Genomic DNA, 17292 nt, shown 5'->3' on the forward strand with positions numbered 1-17292 from the left:
ACGGATTCGTCCTAAGCTGCTTTAGATGGCTTCGATTAGAATGGCCTCGTCGACTGTCATTCGGGTCAGCATCCCAACCAAGGAGAATAGTTTCTATGTCCATGACCACTGCGTCATCCTCGATGGTCTACCGGTCGTTTTCGAAGGTATTGGTCGCCAATCGAGGTGAAATCGCGGTCCGCATTATCCGAGCCGCGCAAGATGAGGGGCTCGAAGCAGTCGCCATCTATGCGAATCCGGACCGTGAGGCGATGCACGTGCGCTTGGCTGATCACGCATTCTCCCTGAACGGTGACACAGTTGCCGATACCTATCTGTCAGTCGATAAAGTACTCCGCGCTGCTAAGGACGCGGACGCTGATGCCATTCATCCCGGATATGGCTTCCTGGCAGAAAACGCCGAGTTTGCACAAGCTGTTATCGATGCGGGTATCGTCTGGATTGGGCCCCCTCCCGCTGCAATCCATGCACTGGGCGACAAAGTGGCTGCCCGCCACATTGCCCACAAGGTTGGCGCTCCCCTAGCACCCGGGACCCCGGACCCCGTCGAGTCGTCTCAAGATGTCATCGACTTTGCCGATGAGTTTGGGCTGCCGCTGGCGATCAAAGCCGCACATGGCGGAGGCGGCCGCGGCATCAAGGTCGTTCGCCAACGGTCCGAAATTCCAGATGCTTATGATTCCGCCGTCCGTGAGGCCACCGCAGCATTCGGGCGAGGCGAGTGCTTCGTCGAGCGCTTCCTGGACGCTCCACGACATCTTGAGACGCAATGCCTCGCGGATCAAGCCGGGAACGTCGTCGTGGTCTCCACCCGAGACTGCTCATTGCAGCGGCGCAACCAGAAGCTGGTTGAAGAAGCTCCTGCCCCGTTTCTCACCGAAGACCAAGAACAACAGCTCTACGATGCCTCCGTGGCCCTGCTTCAAGAAGCCGGTTACGTGGGTGCAGGAACCTGTGAGTTCTTGATCGGTCAAGATGGCACGATCTCCTTCTTAGAGGTGAACACTCGCCTGCAGGTCGAACACACGGTGTCCGAAGAAGTCACTGGTATTGACCTCGTACGTGAACAGTTCCGGATTGCCCGCGGTGAGCTCCTGGGATACAAGCATCCAACAGTTGACGGACATTCCTTTGAGTTCCGTATTACTGCGGAGGATCCGGGCCAGAATTTCATGCCGGCCCCGGGAACCATCACGAAGATGCGTCTACCCGGTGGACCTGGTGTCCGTATTGACACCGGCATTGAAGAAGGCGAAACCATCTCCGGTGCCTTTGATTCGATGGTCGCCAAACTCATCGTCACCGGTAAGAACCGTAAGGAAGCTCTCCAACGTTCACACCGCGCATTAACAGAGATGCGCATTGCTGGACTCGCAACCGTACTACCCTTCCACCGCCGCGTCATCCAAGATCCCAATTTTGCACCAGAACTTGAGCAGCCGGGCCAGAGATTGCCTGCGGATGGTCCATTCACCGTGCATACGCGTTGGATCGAAACCGACTTTATTAATGATCTACAACCTCAGGTAACCCAACCGGCGATGGATGCAGAAGATGAACAGCAACGTCGCGCGGTCACGGTTGAAGTCAACGGGAAACGTGTTGAGGTAACCTTGCCCGACTCGTTGGCCAGTATTTCAGCCGTTGAATCGAAGCCGAAACGTCGCCGTACGTCACGCAGCGCAACCGGTGCAAGCGGAGCGAACGCTGCCGGTGCTTCTGGTGATGTCGTGACTTCTCCGATGCAGGGCACGATTGTAAAAATGGGCGCTGCAGTCGGTGACGAGGTTTCGGTCGGCGACCTCATCCTGGTGTTAGAAGCGATGAAGATGGAACAACCCATTACCGCACACAAAGCGGGCAAAATCACCGAGCTCACCGCCGAACCAGGTGCTACCGTCAACGCAGGAGCTGCTCTCGCCACCATCGAGGGGTAGTAACGCACTCGCCTTTTGACGGCTAACTCATCCGACCTATACACTTAGGTTGTTTTTACAGGTGACGTCCAGGTCACAATAAACCGGACGTCACCTGCATTGTTTCCATAACCATCAGGAAAGTACTCTCGATGTCAACGCAACCCACAGAGACTTCGCATGGTGTCAAGGATGAGGACCTGGGCGTAGCCCGGTGGAAAATCATCCTGGCCTCGGTAGTAGGCACCACCATCGAGTTTTATGACTTTTATATTTACGCTACGGCGGCCGTCTCGATCTTCCCCCTCATTTTCTTTCCGGGCGGGGATGCTCAAACCGCACTGCTAGCATCCATGGCTACCTTCGGTGCCGCCTTCGTCGCTCGACCGCTAGGCTCCGTAATCTTCGGACACATGGGCGACCGGATCGGCCGTAAAGCAACCCTTATCGGAGCGCTACTCACCATGGGTATCGCCACCTTTATTATTGGTCTTTTGCCCACGTACTTCCAGATCGGCCTCTGGGCCCCTGCGATGTTGACCATCATGCGCTTCTGCCAGGGGCTGGGCCTCGGCGGCGAATGGTCCGGTGCAGCTCTGCTGGTCACCGAAACCGCCAAACCAGGTAAACGCGCCTCAGCAGCCATGTGGCCCCAACTCGGTGCACCCTTCGGGTTCCTGTTGGCCAACGGCTTCTTCTTGATTCTCACACTGTCGTTTGGTTATGATTCCGCCGCGCACGGCGCTGACCATGTGTTTATCGACTGGGTCTGGCGTGTACCGTTCTTAGCTTCCATCGTGATGGTCGCCATCGGCCTGTGGGTACGTCTAGCGCTGGAAGAAACTCCAGTGTTCAAACAAGCCATCGACAAAGACGAACGCGTAAAAGCACCTCTGAAAGACGTCTTTGCCAAAAACTGGTGGGAACTGATCTTAGGTACCTTCATCATGTATGCGACCTACGTGCTGTTCTATCTCATGACCACGTGGGTGCTGTCCTACGCAATTGGATCTGCCGAGACCGGTGGTCTCGGGACTTCTTATAATGATTTCCTGGTCATCCAGTTGATCTCAATCCTCTTCTTTGCGGCCTTCGTTCCCGTTTCCGGTTTCCTTGCCGATAAATTTGGACGAAAACCGACCATGCTCGTCATTACCGGGCTGATGGTGGTATTTGGGCTGCTGTTCGGATGGTGGCTCAACGCGGATGTCATTATCAGCGATGACGGCACCATGAACGCCACCCGAATGATCATCTTCATGATCGTGGGAATGTCCCTGATGGGTCTCACCTTTGGGCCAATGTCCGCCATTCTGCCTGAACTGTTCCCAACAGAAACCCGGTATACCGGTTCCGGAATTGCCTACAACGTGTCCTCCATTTTGGGTGCAGCACTGACTCCGTTCATTGCAGCCTGGTTGATGGGTACCTTCGATGTTTCGTATGTAGGTTATTACCTAGCCGCAGCATCGGTCATTACCCTGATCTTCTTGGCCCTGAGCCCCGAAACAAAATACCGCTCACTGGCGAACTTCGAAGTCGATGAAGTCCACCGTCAGCGCTAGAACAACAACGCACCGGGGATAAACTCTTCGATGCATAGAGGCCCGGACACTTCAAATGTGCCCGGGCCTTTTGCTGTCCTACTGGTTTGTCACGCATTCAGCGCTACAAAGAGTTGAGACTATTGTTGCGAGTATTCTTGCGCATAGTCGAGGTACCACTGCAACACCGACGGATCAGCTGCTGTCTCTTTCGAAACCTTTTGAGCCGCCATACCCTGCAGTACGCGTTTAACGGGAACTTCCATGAGCTTGCCAGTCTTCGTCATGGGCACACCCGGTGCAATGATGATCTCATCGGGTACATACCGAGGAGACAATTCGGTTCGGATAGCTCGCACCACCTGGTCCTTGAGCTCCTCCGCGGCCATGTCTGGATCCGAGGGGACCACAAAGAGCGGCATATAATACTCGCCGTCCTCCAACTCAGCGCCGATAACCATGGACCCAGATACAGCGTCAAGAGCATCCACCACTTGATAGAGGTCGCTAGAACCCATTCGGATGCCACCGCGGTTCAGCGTTGCATCGGAGCGCCCGTGGATAACAAACGACTGTCGTTCCGTTTGAGTTGCGAAGTCGCCGTGATACCAAATATGCGGATCCTCAGTGAAATAGGCTTCGCGATAACGCTCATCATCGTCGTCATTCCAAAAGTACAACGGCATCGTTGGCATCGGCTTGGTGATGACGAGCTCGCCGACTTCATTGGTCACTGTTTTGCCAGCTTCATCGAAGACATCGGCGGCGACTCCCAATGCCGGCCCCATCAATTCGTTGACATACACCGGATCCATGGGGTTCGACCCGACAAATACCGAACACACGTCGGTCCCGCCAGAATCAGAACGCAACCGTAAATCCGACTTGACTGCGTCATAGACCCAGTGCCACGTGCGTGCTGGCAGAGGTGATGCAGAAACAAGTATGTCGGTCAGGTGTGAAAGGTCGTAGTCGTCTTGCGGCACGATACCGGCTTCCTGCACGCCGGTAAGGATGGCTGCCCCGCAGCCAAAGAGGGCAACCTGTTCTTTTTCCAGGATCTCAAATTGTCGCCCCGGTCCCCCAGCGAAGACACCACCCGAATAGGTGACGGATTTTGCCCCGGTAATCAATACCCCAACCAACATGTTCCACAGCATCCACGTGGTCGAGGTCGAAATATAGACGGCTTCGCCCCTCGGTACTTTGTAGTGCAGACCAAAGGACTTCGCGATTTCCAATACCGTGCCACCCTGACTTTGGACAATCCCCTTGGGGGTGCCAGTGGTCCCCGAGGAGTACAGCACCCAGAGCGGATGTGAAAAATCAACGCGATTGAATTCGGGTTGCTGACCATAAGCAACTATGTCACTGAGCACAGCGGTTTCAATGTTGTGCTGCGCAGCGATACTGTTGACGGTTTCTCGTGAACCAGTGTGGGTATTTTCGACCAGGACGTGATGAGTCACCGTATCGAGTTCAGTTAGCAGGTTATCCAGGTCGTCAATTTGCTTACGAACTTTACCGCCGAGCTCGAGTCCGTCGATGGTCATGAGGACTTTGGGCTCGAGCTGTTTGAACCTCGTGACGATACCAGGCACGCCGAAATCCACATTGACGACCGACCAAATAGCGCCAACCGCAGCGGTCCCCAGCAGCGCGACGATCGAGTGAGGAATGTTGGGCATCGCGCCAGCTACGACGTCACCTTCACGAACACCGATATTTCGAAGGTGGTCGGCAAACGCGCCCACCTGTTCGTTGAGTTGGTGCCACGTCAGTGTGGTCCGATTCAGTGATTCATCAAGACCAACGATGGCTTCTTGGTCGCCCATTGTCTCTGCGTGACGCAGGATGTTTTCAGCATAATTGACTTTAGCGCCTTCAGCCCAGCGTGCCTTTGGCATACGACCCTGAAGGATTGGACCAGTCGGCTTGTCGCCGATGATGTCAAAGTACTCCCAAATTTCGGCCCAGAAAACTTCCAGTTCCTCCACCGACCAAGTCCACAAATCGAGGTATGTTTCCATAGTCAGGTCATGCTTGGTATTCATGTCCTGCATGAACTGGTACATGGCTGTAGCCTGAATCTCTTCAGTATCTGGCTGCCACAGAATCTTTTCGCTCAACGTGTCTCCCAACTGTGTTCTGGATGCTCGCCCTCTAAGTTAATGAGTACCAACTCAATGGGCAAGGCATCACAGATTCACAGTGTAGTAGAGATCACAAGCGTGTGCGCGGATTCGTTAGAACTCTTCCCGCCGATGCATCTGACGAGCAACTTCAGCGATCGTTCCGGTGAGCGAAGGATAGATGGTAAAAGTATCCGCTAGATCATCGACGTGTAGTTTATGCGTTACCGCTAGCGAGAGCGCATAGATCAGGTCAGAAGCCTGTGGTGCAACCACTACCCCACCAACGACGTGGCCAGACCCGCGGCGAGCAAAGATCTTGACGAACCCTTCATCAAGGTTCATCATTTTTGCTCGCGGATTCGTCGCCATTGGGATCATGTACTCATCAACCTGGTACTCACCACTGGCAACCATCGCATCGGTGACACCGACCGTAGCGATCTCTGGTGACGTGAAAATATTCGACGCAACCCGATTGCTAGAGAACGGTTTGACGACGTCGCCAAGCAAGTGATTGACGGCGATCCGCCCCTGCATGGCCGCAACGGAGGCTAAGGCCAACCGACCAGTACAGTCACCCGCCGCGTAAATACCGGGCATAGAGGTGCGCGAGACAGCATCGATTTTAATATGACCGGACGCGGTGACGTCCACACCGACGTCTTCCAGGCCAATGCCCTCGGTGTTCGGGATGCCTCCGACTGCTAGGAGACAGTGTGAACCTTCAACATAGCCGCCGCCAGACAACTCGACGCGCACGCCGTCCTTAATGCGGGTCACCGATTGTGCACGAGTTCGTGAGATGACATTGACACCGGCGGCAGAAAATGATTCCTCGAGCACTTTGGCAGCATCCGGGTCTTCGCCTGGCAACAAGGTCTCACGGGACGAGACCAGTGTGACGTTTGAGCCCAGCAGCTGGTAGGCCGAGGCAAATTCCGCACCGGTAACACCTGAGCCGACAACCACGAGATGTTCTGGTAGCTCTTCCATTGAGTAGAGCTGTTTCCAGTTGAAAATCCGTTCGCCGTCGGGTTTCGCGGTATCCAGTTCACGGGGTGTGGCACCCGTGGCAATGAGCACAGCGTCGGAGGTTATTTCCTCGACTTTGCTATCCATCGTGGTGGCCTCAACAACATTTCGGTCAATGAGCTTGGCTTCGCCAATAACAATACGCACACCGTTAGCCTGTAACGCGTGGCGAATATCCTCGGACTGTTCTGTGGCCAGACGCAACAGCCGACGGTCAATGCGCTCTATGTTCGAACGCACGGAGTCAGCGTCAAACTCCAACCCCAACGACGGCGCTCGTAAAACGCGCCTGCGTGAGTCTGCGGAAGCAATCAGCGTCTTGGAAGGTACCACGTCGGTTAGCACCGCGGAACCACCAATGCCGTTTCGTTCGATGATGGTGACGTCGGAGCCAAACTTCGAGGCGACGAGTGCAGCTTCATAACCGCCGGGGCCGCCGCCGATAATAGTGATGGAGGGACGAGGGACAATTTCTAAAGTGCTCACGCATCCATTGTGGTCTCTTTTGACTGAGAATGCACAATCCCTACGGCGTTTCGAGTTGTATTGCAAAACTCGTTGTCTCATGGCGATACAGTAGTGGCTGTGAGCGATACAAACATGTTTTTAGACGGTGACCATCCTGGATTCGACCTCGCTCGGCAGGCAGCTGACGTCCTGACCGACCACTTCGGGGTAGCACGACATGACATAGGTGTCGTCTTAGGCTCCGGCTGGGCTCACACGATCGGTGCCTTGGGTGACATCAACGGCGAGCTGTCATTTGCTGATATCCCCGGACTTGGTGGCGATGGCGTGGCCGGCCACGTGCAGAAGGTGACGTCTGTTCGGCTTCCAAATGGCAACAACGTCCTGGTCTTTGGATCGCGCACGCACTATTACGCCAATCGGGATGCCCAAGCAGTCGCCCACGTTGTGCGAACGATTGCCGCAACGGGAGCTTCCACCGTGGTACTAACAAACGGCTGTGGAGGCTTGGACCCACAGGTCGCCCCGGGCACACCGGTTCTGATCTCTGACCATATCAACCTCACGGGTACCACACCGTTGGTCGGGCCCGAATTTGTCGATATGACGGACGCGTATGCACCACGCCTACGACAGATTGCCAAACAGGTGGACCCTAGTCTCACAGAGGGCGTGTACGTGCAGTTTGCTGGTCCCCAGTATGAAACACCTGCTGAGGTTCAGATGGCCGCCAAGCTCGGAGGCGACCTGGTGGGCATGTCTACTGCCCTGGATACCATCGCAGCCCGCCACGCCGGCCTCGAAGTCCTGGGGGTATCTCTTGTAACCAACGCCGGTGCCGGCGTCACTGACGCCCCGCTCTCCCACGAGGATGTCATCGCGGCCGGCCAATCTGCAGCCCCACGGGCCTCCCAATTATTGGCCGACATCATTCAGGCGATTTAGCATGGATGAATTCCTCACCACTGCTCAGCATTGGATGGATCTCGACCCAGAACACGCCGAGATCCTCGCCAAGGAAATCTCCGCTGCCCGCCGTGAAGAAGATTGGGCCATCGCCGCATTGACTGCCCGATTTGCCGGGTTCCTCACCTTTGGCACGGCAGGGCTTCGAGCGCCTGTCGGTCCAGGGACCACTCGCATGAACAGGATTGTGGTCCAGCGTGCGGCAGCAGGCATTGCTGATTTTGCCCACGAACGCGCAGATGAACCAGTAGTAGTAATCGGATACGACGCACGGCACCGCTCGAGAGATTTCGCCGTCGATTCAGCTGCAGTATTCACCGCTGCCGGATGTCGAGTTCAGCTCATGCCCACGACCACGCCGACTCCAATACTGGCCTATGCCCTCAAACACCTGGCGGCAGACATTGGCATCATGGTCACGGCATCCCATAATCCGCCCGCCGATAATGGTTATAAGGTCTATCTGGGCCCGCGACTGCTGCCACCAGAGGACTCCACGGGCGCATATGCTCAAATTACTTCACCGACAGACGAGCTCATCGCTGCGAAAATTCACGCATGGAATATTTCGAGTGACCAACCCGAACTGGCTGGATCCGGCTGGGAGCTCCTCTCCGAAGACATCAGTACTGACTACGTCGAAGCTGTCCGACATTTCCTAAGCAATGTGTCCTCCAGCAAGGATCGCCATGCTCTGAACGTCGTCTATACACCGATGCATGGTGTGGGCGCCGGCGTCTTCTGTCAGCTGATGGACGCCACCGGCTTTAATACGGTCTCTGTGGTGGATCAACAAGTTGATCCTGATCCAGCCTTCCCGACCGTTGCTTTTCCAAATCCTGAGGAACCCGGGGCTTTAGACCTCGCCATTTCGACGGCGGATTCCCTCCGTGATACCGATCTCATTATTGCCCATGACCCGGATGCAGACCGGCTGGCCGCTGCGGTCCTGGTTGCCGGTGAGTGGCGGCGGCTATCGGGCGACCACGTCGGATTACTTCTCGGCGCCCGGCTCATGCCTTATCTCGCGGCCAACAACCTCTCGATTTCCAATTCGGTCGTGTCGGCTCCACAACTGGCACAGCTGGCATCTCATTATGGTGTCCCCCACCAGGCAACTCCCACCGGGTTCAAATGGATTTGCCGTGCACCCGACCTCGGTTTTGGTTATGAAGAGGCTCTCGGATATGCCGTGGCCCCACACCTGGTCAATGATAAAGACGGGCTCAGTGCCGCGGTTATCTTAGCCGATTTGGCAGCGGAGTTGAAAGCTCAAGGCACCGATCTCGTGGGATATCTGCAGGAGCTTACAGAACAGGTCGGCCCCACCATTACCGACCAGATCTCCGTGCCGGTGCCGTCGCCGTCCGTTGGTTCACTTCTCGTTGACGACCTTCGGAAGAACCCTCCCTTGAAGCTTGCCCAACAAAGCCCCGTGATCGCCGTGGACTATGCGAACTCCCAGGTGGATTTGGCACAACGCTACGGCCCTATGAACATGGTGGAGTTTTCTACCGAGGGACTAGTCACCGCCAGATTGATGATTCGGCCTTCCGGTACGGAACCAAAAGTGAAGTGCTATATTTCTGTTTCTGCTACACCAGGTACGCCATTTGAAACTGTCCAAGCAGCAATGGTTGATTTACGAGAAGAAGCTGCCAACCTTGTCAATATCGAATAAGGAGTCACCGTGTCCAACACTGCACCGTTAGAGCCAACTGAGGTCGAGGCACTAGATCGCTTTGAGCTGGCCGCAAGAATTGACCACACCTTGCTGTCACCAACTACCACGGCACCCGAAATTGACGAGCTCTGTGATCAGGCGGCACAGTTTCAGACAGCTTCGGTATGTATACAACCAATTTGGGTGGCGCGTGCTGCTACTCGCCTGACCAACACCGAGGTGAAAGTCTGTACCGTGATCGGTTTTCCGACGGGCGCTCAAACACCACAGACCAAAGCAACGGAAGCTGCCGAAGCAATCCGCAACGGCGCCAAAGAACTCGATATGGTGATCGACCAGGCCGCCGCATTGTCAGCGGACCGTACACGGCTAGTGCAAGATATCTCAGCTGTAGTTTCGGCTGCCGAAGGTCATGACGTCCTGGTCAAGGTCATCTTAGAGACCGCCTCACTGACGGAACAGGCAAAAGTGTTAGCCTGCAAAGCAGCCGTTGAGGCAGGCGCAAATTATGTGAAAACTTCAACGGGTTTCGGCCCGGGCGGTGCCACAGTCGAAGATGTTGCTCTGCTCCGTCACACAGTCGGCGACGCACTCGGAGTGAAAGCCTCTGGCGGTATCCGCACTCGTGAAGACGCCCTCGCTATGCTGAAAGCTGGCGCAACCCGTCTTGGTGCCAGCTCAACGTACGCTATTCTTAGTTAACAACACATCATCGCACCGTTCGCCGGGCTATCCTGGCTACGAGAACTTTTTGAAAGAACAGAGGTGTCCCCTTGATACGTGACGGCAAACCGGTAGATTACTCAGGCCAGGGCAATACTGCCGGGAACTTAATCGCAGCCTCCATCACAGCGGTGCTGTTTATTGGTGGGCTCTACATGTTCAATACACTTTCCTTTGAAAGCGTCTGGATTCCAATGCTGGGCGTTATCGGACTGTGCTCGCTGGCCTATTTCATTCCGAAGCAGCTCATCGGCAAATCAAACACCGTTGATGGTGATTTTGTGACCGATCCAGTGCACGAAACCCGGTCGCCAAACTTATAAACGATTCGTCGTCACAGTTTTAGAACGATCTAAGACAGCACCCGGGGTCTGTTGCCCCGGGTGCTGTTGTGTTGTTTGTAGACTATGAAAACTGCTCAACGAAATATCGGGATTGACGCACTGCGGCTATTCTCAATCGCTATGGTCGTCTTGGGCCACTCCGGATCGTTTGAAGGTTCCTCGCTTTTGTCGATGTGGCGAATGCCTCTGTTCTTTATCTTGTCCGGTTTCTTTTTCGTTCCCTATGGGAGATCGCTACGTTTCGAGCTCAGTCGGCGGTGGGAAACGCTCGTCATCCCATACCTTGCATGGTCGTTAGTCATTTCGCTTGTAGTCATCGTTGTGAAATGGTCAGAGCCAACCGAAATGATGCACCACCTGTTTACGGGATGGCGGGGCGGAACCGGTCGTTCTATCTTTTGGATGTCGGCTTGGTTCCTTCTCAGCCTGGCAATCTCAGCTGTCATTCTGCGGTATCTGGAGCGTTTCCCCCGCTGGATGGCCTGGACTGTCGGGGGCGGCAGTATTGTGGTCTCCCGTCTTTTTGTGTATTTGAACCGTGCAGATATCCTAGACGGCCATCCCTTTGCTGAAGTACCGTTGCGCCTTGGCATTAGTCTGCCAATCATCTTCTACTTACTCATCGGCCAGGAAATCCGAACACGTGTCATGCCCGCAGTGGAACACTTATCCGTGGCCCGTGCCTCATCTATCGGTCTCGTGCTCGTCGTTGCTCCATTGGTCCTCGCCCAGCATTTCTCAATTCCAGCTCACTACATGCATGCTGGCTTATTCGGGTGGCCTCTTATCACCCCGATGATTGCCATTACTGTGACCATCGGGTTCATCATGATTTTTGCTACCGCGGTGAATCGGGCACTTCAGGCGTCGGATTTCTTGAGCAGCCTTATCGTCAGACTCGCGCGCACAGGGTCAACCGTTGTGATGTTCCACGGCTTGATCTTATTATTTATGCATTCCCTCGGCATGAATTTCAGTTCTCTCCCGGATTTATTAGTAAGGTTTGGAATAGCGTTGACGACGGCTTTTGCTGTTGGTCTTCTCATCAATATGTCACCGGCGGCACGGGTGTTGTCCGGCGTTCCAAGAGAACGTCCGCTGCGGGTGACGATAGCCGCCTAATCGCCGAAACGGGTCTATGTCCTCCACTCGAGTGCCTCGCAACGTCGGTATCGACCTGCTGAGAGTCTTCTCTATTGTCATGGTTGTCGTGGGGCACGCCGGTTCATTCCCCAATGACCAACTACTGACGGTCTGGCGGATGCCCCTATTTTTTATGCTGTCGGGTTTTTTCTTTACTCCGGGCCGTAGCCTGACTAGCGAGTTTACGAAACGGTGGAACACATTGATCATTCCGTATCTGGCCTGGTCCGTGGTCATCTCCGTTTGGGTCATTATGACGTTATGGGGGCAACCGGAGACATTTTTCGACCATTTACAGTCTGGTTGGGCCGGCGGTTCAGGCCAATCGATTTACTGGATGGCAGCGTGGTTCATCACGACGTTAGCTGGCGCAACCATCCTGCGCCGGTTCCTCGAACGTTTTGGAAGCCTTGTCCCGTGGATAGTGGCAACTGCTGGAATCGTCGTCGCCTATGTTCTCACGGACCTGGTCAACAGCGGCGCCCTAGACACTCACCCGCTGGTGGATACCCCTTTGCGTTTAGGTTTGGCGTGGCCCGTGATGTTCTATCTCCTGGTCGGCGAATTATTACACAGCCTGCTGATGCCGTTGGTCAAGAAATTTACATCGCATGTCTTAGCACTCGTGGGCATCGCTTTGGTGGGGCTTGGACTCTACACCACGATGACATTCGACATCAGTGCGCACTATATTCAGGCCGGTGGCTTCGGAACGCCCGTCCTGACCCCACTGATAGCAATCATCGTGACGGTGGGATTCATCCTCGTCTTTGCCACCTGGGTCAATGATGTGCTCCAAAAGTTTCCCTCACCGCAAGCCGCAGTATCACGCCTGGTGCGGACTGGGACACCAGTGGTATTTATCCATGGACTGGCCCTGGTGTGGATGTACCAAAACGGTTTTGGAGAAGACTCGTTCGAGCACTTCGGTTGGCGTGTGCTCGTTGGTGTCGTCGCATCATTTCTTGTCGCACTGCTGATCAACAGCGCGCCGACAGCACGTTTACTGTCGGGCGCTGCGCAGGAGCCTAATGTTTTCCGAAAGCGCGGCGGGCTACCGTCTTAGTTCTCACCAAAAACATGCGCAATAAAGTCCCCGGCCCACTTCAGCAGATCAGCATCGACGAGATCTTTTCCAGTTACTGATTTCGTTTTCGGCCGCGGCACCATGAGTGCGTTCATCGGTGCCCGATGCGTTGCGCCCGGGTACATCCGTTTGAGTCGCATGGCACGCGAATCAGGCAGCGATTCAACAGGACCAAACTTGATGTTCTTGCCCATGAGCATGATTTCATAGATGCCATATTCGCGGGCAGTGTTGCGGAAATTAGCTACCGCAACGAGGTTCTCTGCAGGTTCTGGAAGCTGTCCGTAACGATCTCGGAGCTCTTCCACAACACCCTCAACGGCTTCGGCGTCGGCGGCCTGGGCGAGATTTCGATAAGCTTCGAGGCGGAGTCGCTCACCCGGGATATAGTCATGCGGTAGGTGTGCGTTCACTGGTAGCTCCACTTTGACTTCCTCTGGCGAGGTATCTTCCTCACCTTTGAAATCAGACACTGCCTCACCCACCATGCGCAGGTACAGATCGAAACCAACACCGGCGATGTGACCCGACTGCTCGCCACCCAGCAAGTTGCCTGCCCCACGGATCTCTAGGTCTTTTTGTGCCAATTGGAGTCCGGAGCCGAGTTCGTTGTGGGTAGCTACTGCCTTGAGCCGTTCCATAGCGACTTCGTTGAGTGGCTTATTTGAGTCATAGAGGAAATACGCATAGGCACGGTCTCGACCGCGTCCTACACGTCCACGCAGCTGGTGCAACTGTGACAACCCGTAGCGGTGGGCGTCTTCGATAATGAGCGTATTGGCATTGGCGATATCCAAGCCGGTTTCAATAATCGTGGTCGAAACGAGCACGTCGTATTCTTTTTCCCAAAAATCGACCATGATTTCTTCGAGCGTGGATTCGCCCATTCGTCCATGAGCAACAGCCACGCGTGCTTCGGGCATGAGTTCCTGGATTCGGGTCGCGACCTTGTTGATGGTGTTGACACGATTATGGACATAAAAGACCTGTCCTTCTCGCATCAGTTCTCGACGAATGGCAGCGGTAATCTGCTTATCAGTGTATGGCCCCACGTAGGTCAAGACCGGGTGGCGTTGTTCTGGTGGAGTCGCCAAAGTGGAGGTTTCTCGAATGCCGGTCATCGACATTTCCAAGGTACGTGGAATCGGTGTGGCCGTCATGGCCAGTACATCCACGTTTGTACGCATCTTCTTGAGCTTTTCTTTATGCTCTACACCGAAGCGCTGTTCCTCATCCACGATGACCAGACCGAGGTCTTTGAACTGCACTTCATCTGACAAGAGTCGATGCGTACCAATCACCATGTCCACGGTACCTTCGGCCAGTCCATCGACTGTCTCACGCGATTCTTTCGCCTTCTGGAAACGCGATAGGGCACGGATCGTCACCGGAAAGCCGGCAAAACGCTCAGTAAACGTTTCGGCGTGCTGACGTGCCAAGAGCGTCGTCGGGACCAGCAGCGCAACCTGTTTACCGTCTTGGATAGCTTTGAAGGCCGCACGGACAGCGACTTCTGTTTTACCGAAGCCCACGTCGCCTGCCACCAAACGGTCCATGGGCACTTGAGCTTCCATGTCCTGTTTGACCTCTTCAACAGTGGTCAACTGATCCGGGGTTTCCATATGCGGGAAGGCTTCTTCTAGCTCAGCCTGCCACGGGGTATCCGGCGGGTAGGCATGCCCCGACGTCGCCATTCGTGCTGAGTACAGCTGAATGAGTTCTTTCGCAATTTCACGGGTCGCACGGCGGGCTTTGGATTTCGTCTGCGCCCAATCGGACCCACCCATTTTCGAAAGGGTCGGGACGTCTCCGCCAACGTACTGGGACACTTGGTCCAGTTGATCAGTTGGAACAAAGAGTCGATCCCCTGCGCCCCCACGTTTCGAGGGAGCAAATTCCAAGACCAAATACTCGCGATAGCCTTCTTCTCCAGCAGTAGACCGAGCACCAGCAACTTTGCGACGCTGGAGTTCAATGAATTTGGCAATGCCGTGTTGGCTGTGGACTACGAAGTCGCCCTCTTCAAGGGTCAGAGGATCAACAGCGTTGCGCCGTTTACGAGCCAGTGATCGACGCTCACCACGTTGGGTGCCTGCCGCTTGCCGGCCAAAGAGGTCATACTCAGTGACCACGGCCAAGCGTTGCTCGGCCCAGGCGAATCCGGATCCCAACGAAGCTGCGGTCACTTGGATCTGGGCTGGTTCCACGTCATCGATGGCTTCCACCACCGTGGCGGTGTGACCTTGTTCCAAGAAGAGTTCCGCAAGACGCCGTGCCGGTCCTGGACCGTGGGTAGCCACCACGATGGACCATCGGTCTTGAATCCGGTTACCAACGTGTTCCATCAGTGCTGTCATATCACCGGAGAATTGCGCAGGTGCGGCAAAACCACTGCGTAAGGCCGTCGCGTCGATGGTGCCGTCGTGGTCGAAGGTAGTAAATTGCCACCAACCCTGATCGTGTTCTAGGGCCAACGTTCGTGTGTCGCCGAGTGTGGCGAAGCCACCTGCTTCCTGCTGATTTTCAACGGGTGCTGCCAGGCCTTCACCAGCTGCCGCCCATGCGGCTTCCAAGAACTCTTCGTTGGTGCTCAACAGATCGTCCACCCGATGCCGGACCTTTTCAGGTTCCACCATCACGGTGAGGGAACCTTCCGGTAGGACTTCCAAAAAGGATTGCATCTCGGTGACCAGTGGTGCTAGAGACTCCATTCCTTCAACGGCTACCCCATTGGACATGGGCTCCAGCATTTCCAAAACATTCGGCATCGATGCTTGGAGATCGCGTGCGCGCTGTTGCACTGCTGCAGTCAGCAGGAGCTCACGGCACGGTGGCGCGTACATCTTGGTTGGCGTTTCCGAACCGTCATCGGAGGTGTCTACCAGTGAGCGCTGGTCAGCGATGGAGAAGTAACGAATATTTTCGACTTCATCACCAAAAAATTCGACGCGGTATGGGTGATCATCGGTGGGCGGGAAGACATCAATGATGCCACCACGAACAGCGAACTCACCACGGCGCGAGACCATGTCAACACGGGAATAGGCGGCATTAGCCAAGTCCTCAACGACTTGTTCAAAGTTATAAAATTCTCCGGTCTGAAGTAGGACCGGTTCAAGATCTCCGAGGCCTTTAACGACCGGTTGCACAATGGACCGTACCGGTGCGGTCACGACCTTAAGCGGTTTTTGCCCGTCACGTCCAGGATGCGCCAGCTTGCGCAAGATTGCCATGCGTGCACCCACCGTATCGCTGCGTGGTGAAAGACGTTCGTGTGGCAGCGTTTCCCAGGATGGGAAATGCCCGACGGTCTCGGCATCCATCCAGGAGTCCAGCCCGCGCGCCAGGTCTTCTGCCTCGCGAGCGGTTGCAGTCACTAATAGCACCACCGGCGCGGTAAATGCAGCATCTTGCAAGGCTTTTGCCAGGAGTGCGGTGACGGCTTCTCTGGCACCATCAGGTAGCGTCAGGGAAAGATCCGAGGTGCGCTCGGTTCGCGTAATTGAGGTCCGCATTGCCGCTACAGCGGTATCGGTTTCAAGGTGGTTTAGTAACCCTGATAACACAGCGTTTTCAGACAAATCTAACTTCCCACTATCCTGGTATTGTTCACATCCGGCGCACGTACAAGCATAACTGTTTTTACAGCTTCACCGTCTACACTGGCTTAAATATCAACTGCTCGCGAGCATGAGAGAGGAAGCACATGGCTTTTAAAGAAACTACTACCATCCCTTACACCCCCGAACAGGTGTTTGGCGGACTCATAAGTCGAGATTTTCACATCTATGCAGCCGATGCATTCCGAGCTGATCTTGATGAGTTCTCGGTCATGCCGCAAGAACCAGCAGCGGGTGACACTGTCTCGGTGAATATCCAGCGCACGGTCAACGGTGAGGACTTCGCCAGCAAGCTGCCCTCAGCTGTACAGCGCTTTGCAAAAGGACGCGTGTCGATCGAACAAACTGAGGCTTGGTCTGCTGCGGCTGACGATGGCGCTCGTGACGCGAATGCAACGATTAAAGTTCCTATGGTCAAGGCTACAGCGACAGCCACCATCAAGCTCTTCCCTACCGAAGATGGTTCCGGGACGGTCGTGGAGACTGAAGGCAGTGTGAAATCAACGATTCCTTTGGTGGGTTCAAAGATTGCCCAGTTGGCCGAACCGCAAGTTGGCAAGCTGTTGAATGGTTTGACCAAAAAGCTTGAAGCTTGGCTCAAGGAGCACTAAAAACCTTCGACCAAATACA

At 55.0% G+C, this 17292-nt stretch carries 12 protein-coding genes; 9 read left to right on the plus strand and 3 right to left on the minus strand.

The window, feature by feature from the left end; genetic code table 11:
- Positions 1 to 101 precede the first annotated feature (101 nt).
- Complete coding sequence (locus tag G583_RS0100675) at positions 102 to 1937, plus strand: acetyl/propionyl/methylcrotonyl-CoA carboxylase subunit alpha (RefSeq protein WP_029629126.1); 1836 nt, start codon at positions 102 to 104, stop codon at positions 1935 to 1937.
- 131 nt (positions 1938 to 2068) lie between these two features.
- On the plus strand, positions 2069 to 3481 hold the full coding sequence (locus tag G583_RS0100680) for an MFS transporter (protein ID WP_022869267.1): 1413 nt from the start codon (positions 2069 to 2071) through the stop codon (positions 3479 to 3481).
- A 119-nt stretch (positions 3482 to 3600) separates the two neighbouring features.
- Here the strand turns inward: G583_RS0100680 and G583_RS0100685 are convergent, their stop codons facing one another.
- Together G583_RS0100685 and G583_RS0100690 are read right to left on the minus strand one after the other, a co-directional pair.
- Positions 3601 to 5589, minus strand: a complete 1989-nt coding sequence (locus tag G583_RS0100685) for an acetoacetate--CoA ligase (protein ID WP_022869268.1) — start codon at positions 5587 to 5589, stop codon at positions 3601 to 3603.
- Between the two features lie 117 nt (positions 5590 to 5706).
- On the minus strand, positions 5707 to 7113 hold the full coding sequence (locus tag G583_RS0100690) for an NAD(P)H-quinone dehydrogenase (protein WP_022869269.1): 1407 nt from the start codon (positions 7111 to 7113) through the stop codon (positions 5707 to 5709).
- Positions 7114 to 7212: 99 nt separating this feature from the next.
- On the opposite strand from G583_RS0100690, the gene G583_RS0100695 reads away from it, so the two are divergent.
- The 6 genes from G583_RS0100695 (at position 7213) to G583_RS0100720 (ending at position 13021) form a co-directional block, all read left to right on the plus strand.
- Positions 7213 to 8040 carry a purine-nucleoside phosphorylase gene (locus tag G583_RS0100695; RefSeq protein ID WP_407635162.1) on the plus strand — a complete coding sequence of 276 codons (828 nt, stop codon included), beginning with the start codon at positions 7213 to 7215 and terminating at the stop codon, positions 8038 to 8040.
- A 1-nt stretch (position 8041) separates the two neighbouring features.
- Complete coding sequence (locus G583_RS13355) at positions 8042 to 9742, plus strand: phospho-sugar mutase (protein ID WP_022869271.1); 1701 nt, start codon at positions 8042 to 8044, stop codon at positions 9740 to 9742.
- 9 nt (positions 9743 to 9751) lie between these two features.
- Positions 9752 to 10447, plus strand: coding sequence for a deoxyribose-phosphate aldolase (deoC, locus tag G583_RS0100705; RefSeq protein WP_022869272.1), 696 nt, complete (start codon positions 9752 to 9754; stop codon positions 10445 to 10447).
- A 71-nt stretch (positions 10448 to 10518) separates the two neighbouring features.
- Positions 10519 to 10791: a hypothetical protein gene (locus tag G583_RS13360; protein ID WP_022869273.1), complete on the plus strand. Its 273-nt coding sequence runs from the start codon at positions 10519 to 10521 to the stop codon at positions 10789 to 10791.
- Between the two features lie 84 nt (positions 10792 to 10875).
- Entirely contained in the window at positions 10876 to 11934 is a 1059-nt protein-coding gene (locus tag G583_RS0100715) for an acyltransferase family protein (RefSeq protein ID WP_022869274.1), read from the plus strand.
- Positions 11935 to 11950: 16 nt separating this feature from the next.
- The gene (locus tag G583_RS0100720) at positions 11951 to 13021 is read left to right on the plus strand and encodes an acyltransferase (RefSeq protein WP_029629130.1); all 1071 of its coding nucleotides are present in this window, start codon (positions 11951 to 11953) and stop codon (positions 13019 to 13021) included.
- Here the strand turns inward: G583_RS0100720 and mfd are convergent.
- Positions 13018 to 16557 (minus strand): transcription-repair coupling factor, encoded by a 3540-nt coding sequence (mfd, locus tag G583_RS0100725; protein ID WP_084677272.1) that lies wholly within the window; start codon positions 16555 to 16557, stop codon positions 13018 to 13020. The two genes, G583_RS0100720 and mfd, sit on opposite strands and share 4 nt — an antisense overlap.
- A 191-nt stretch (positions 16558 to 16748) precedes the next feature.
- Here mfd and G583_RS0100730 point away from each other — a divergent pair, with 191 nt between their 5' ends.
- A complete protein-coding gene (locus G583_RS0100730; protein ID WP_022869277.1) occupies positions 16749 to 17273 on the plus strand; it encodes a DUF2505 domain-containing protein in 525 nt (174 codons plus the stop codon).
- Positions 17274 to 17292: the final 19 nt, after the last annotated feature.

Origin of the sequence: Yaniella halotolerans DSM 15476 (assembly GCF_000420805.1) — a bacterium.
In the GTDB taxonomy this organism is placed as follows: domain Bacteria; phylum Actinomycetota; class Actinomycetes; order Actinomycetales; family Micrococcaceae; genus Yaniella; species Yaniella halotolerans.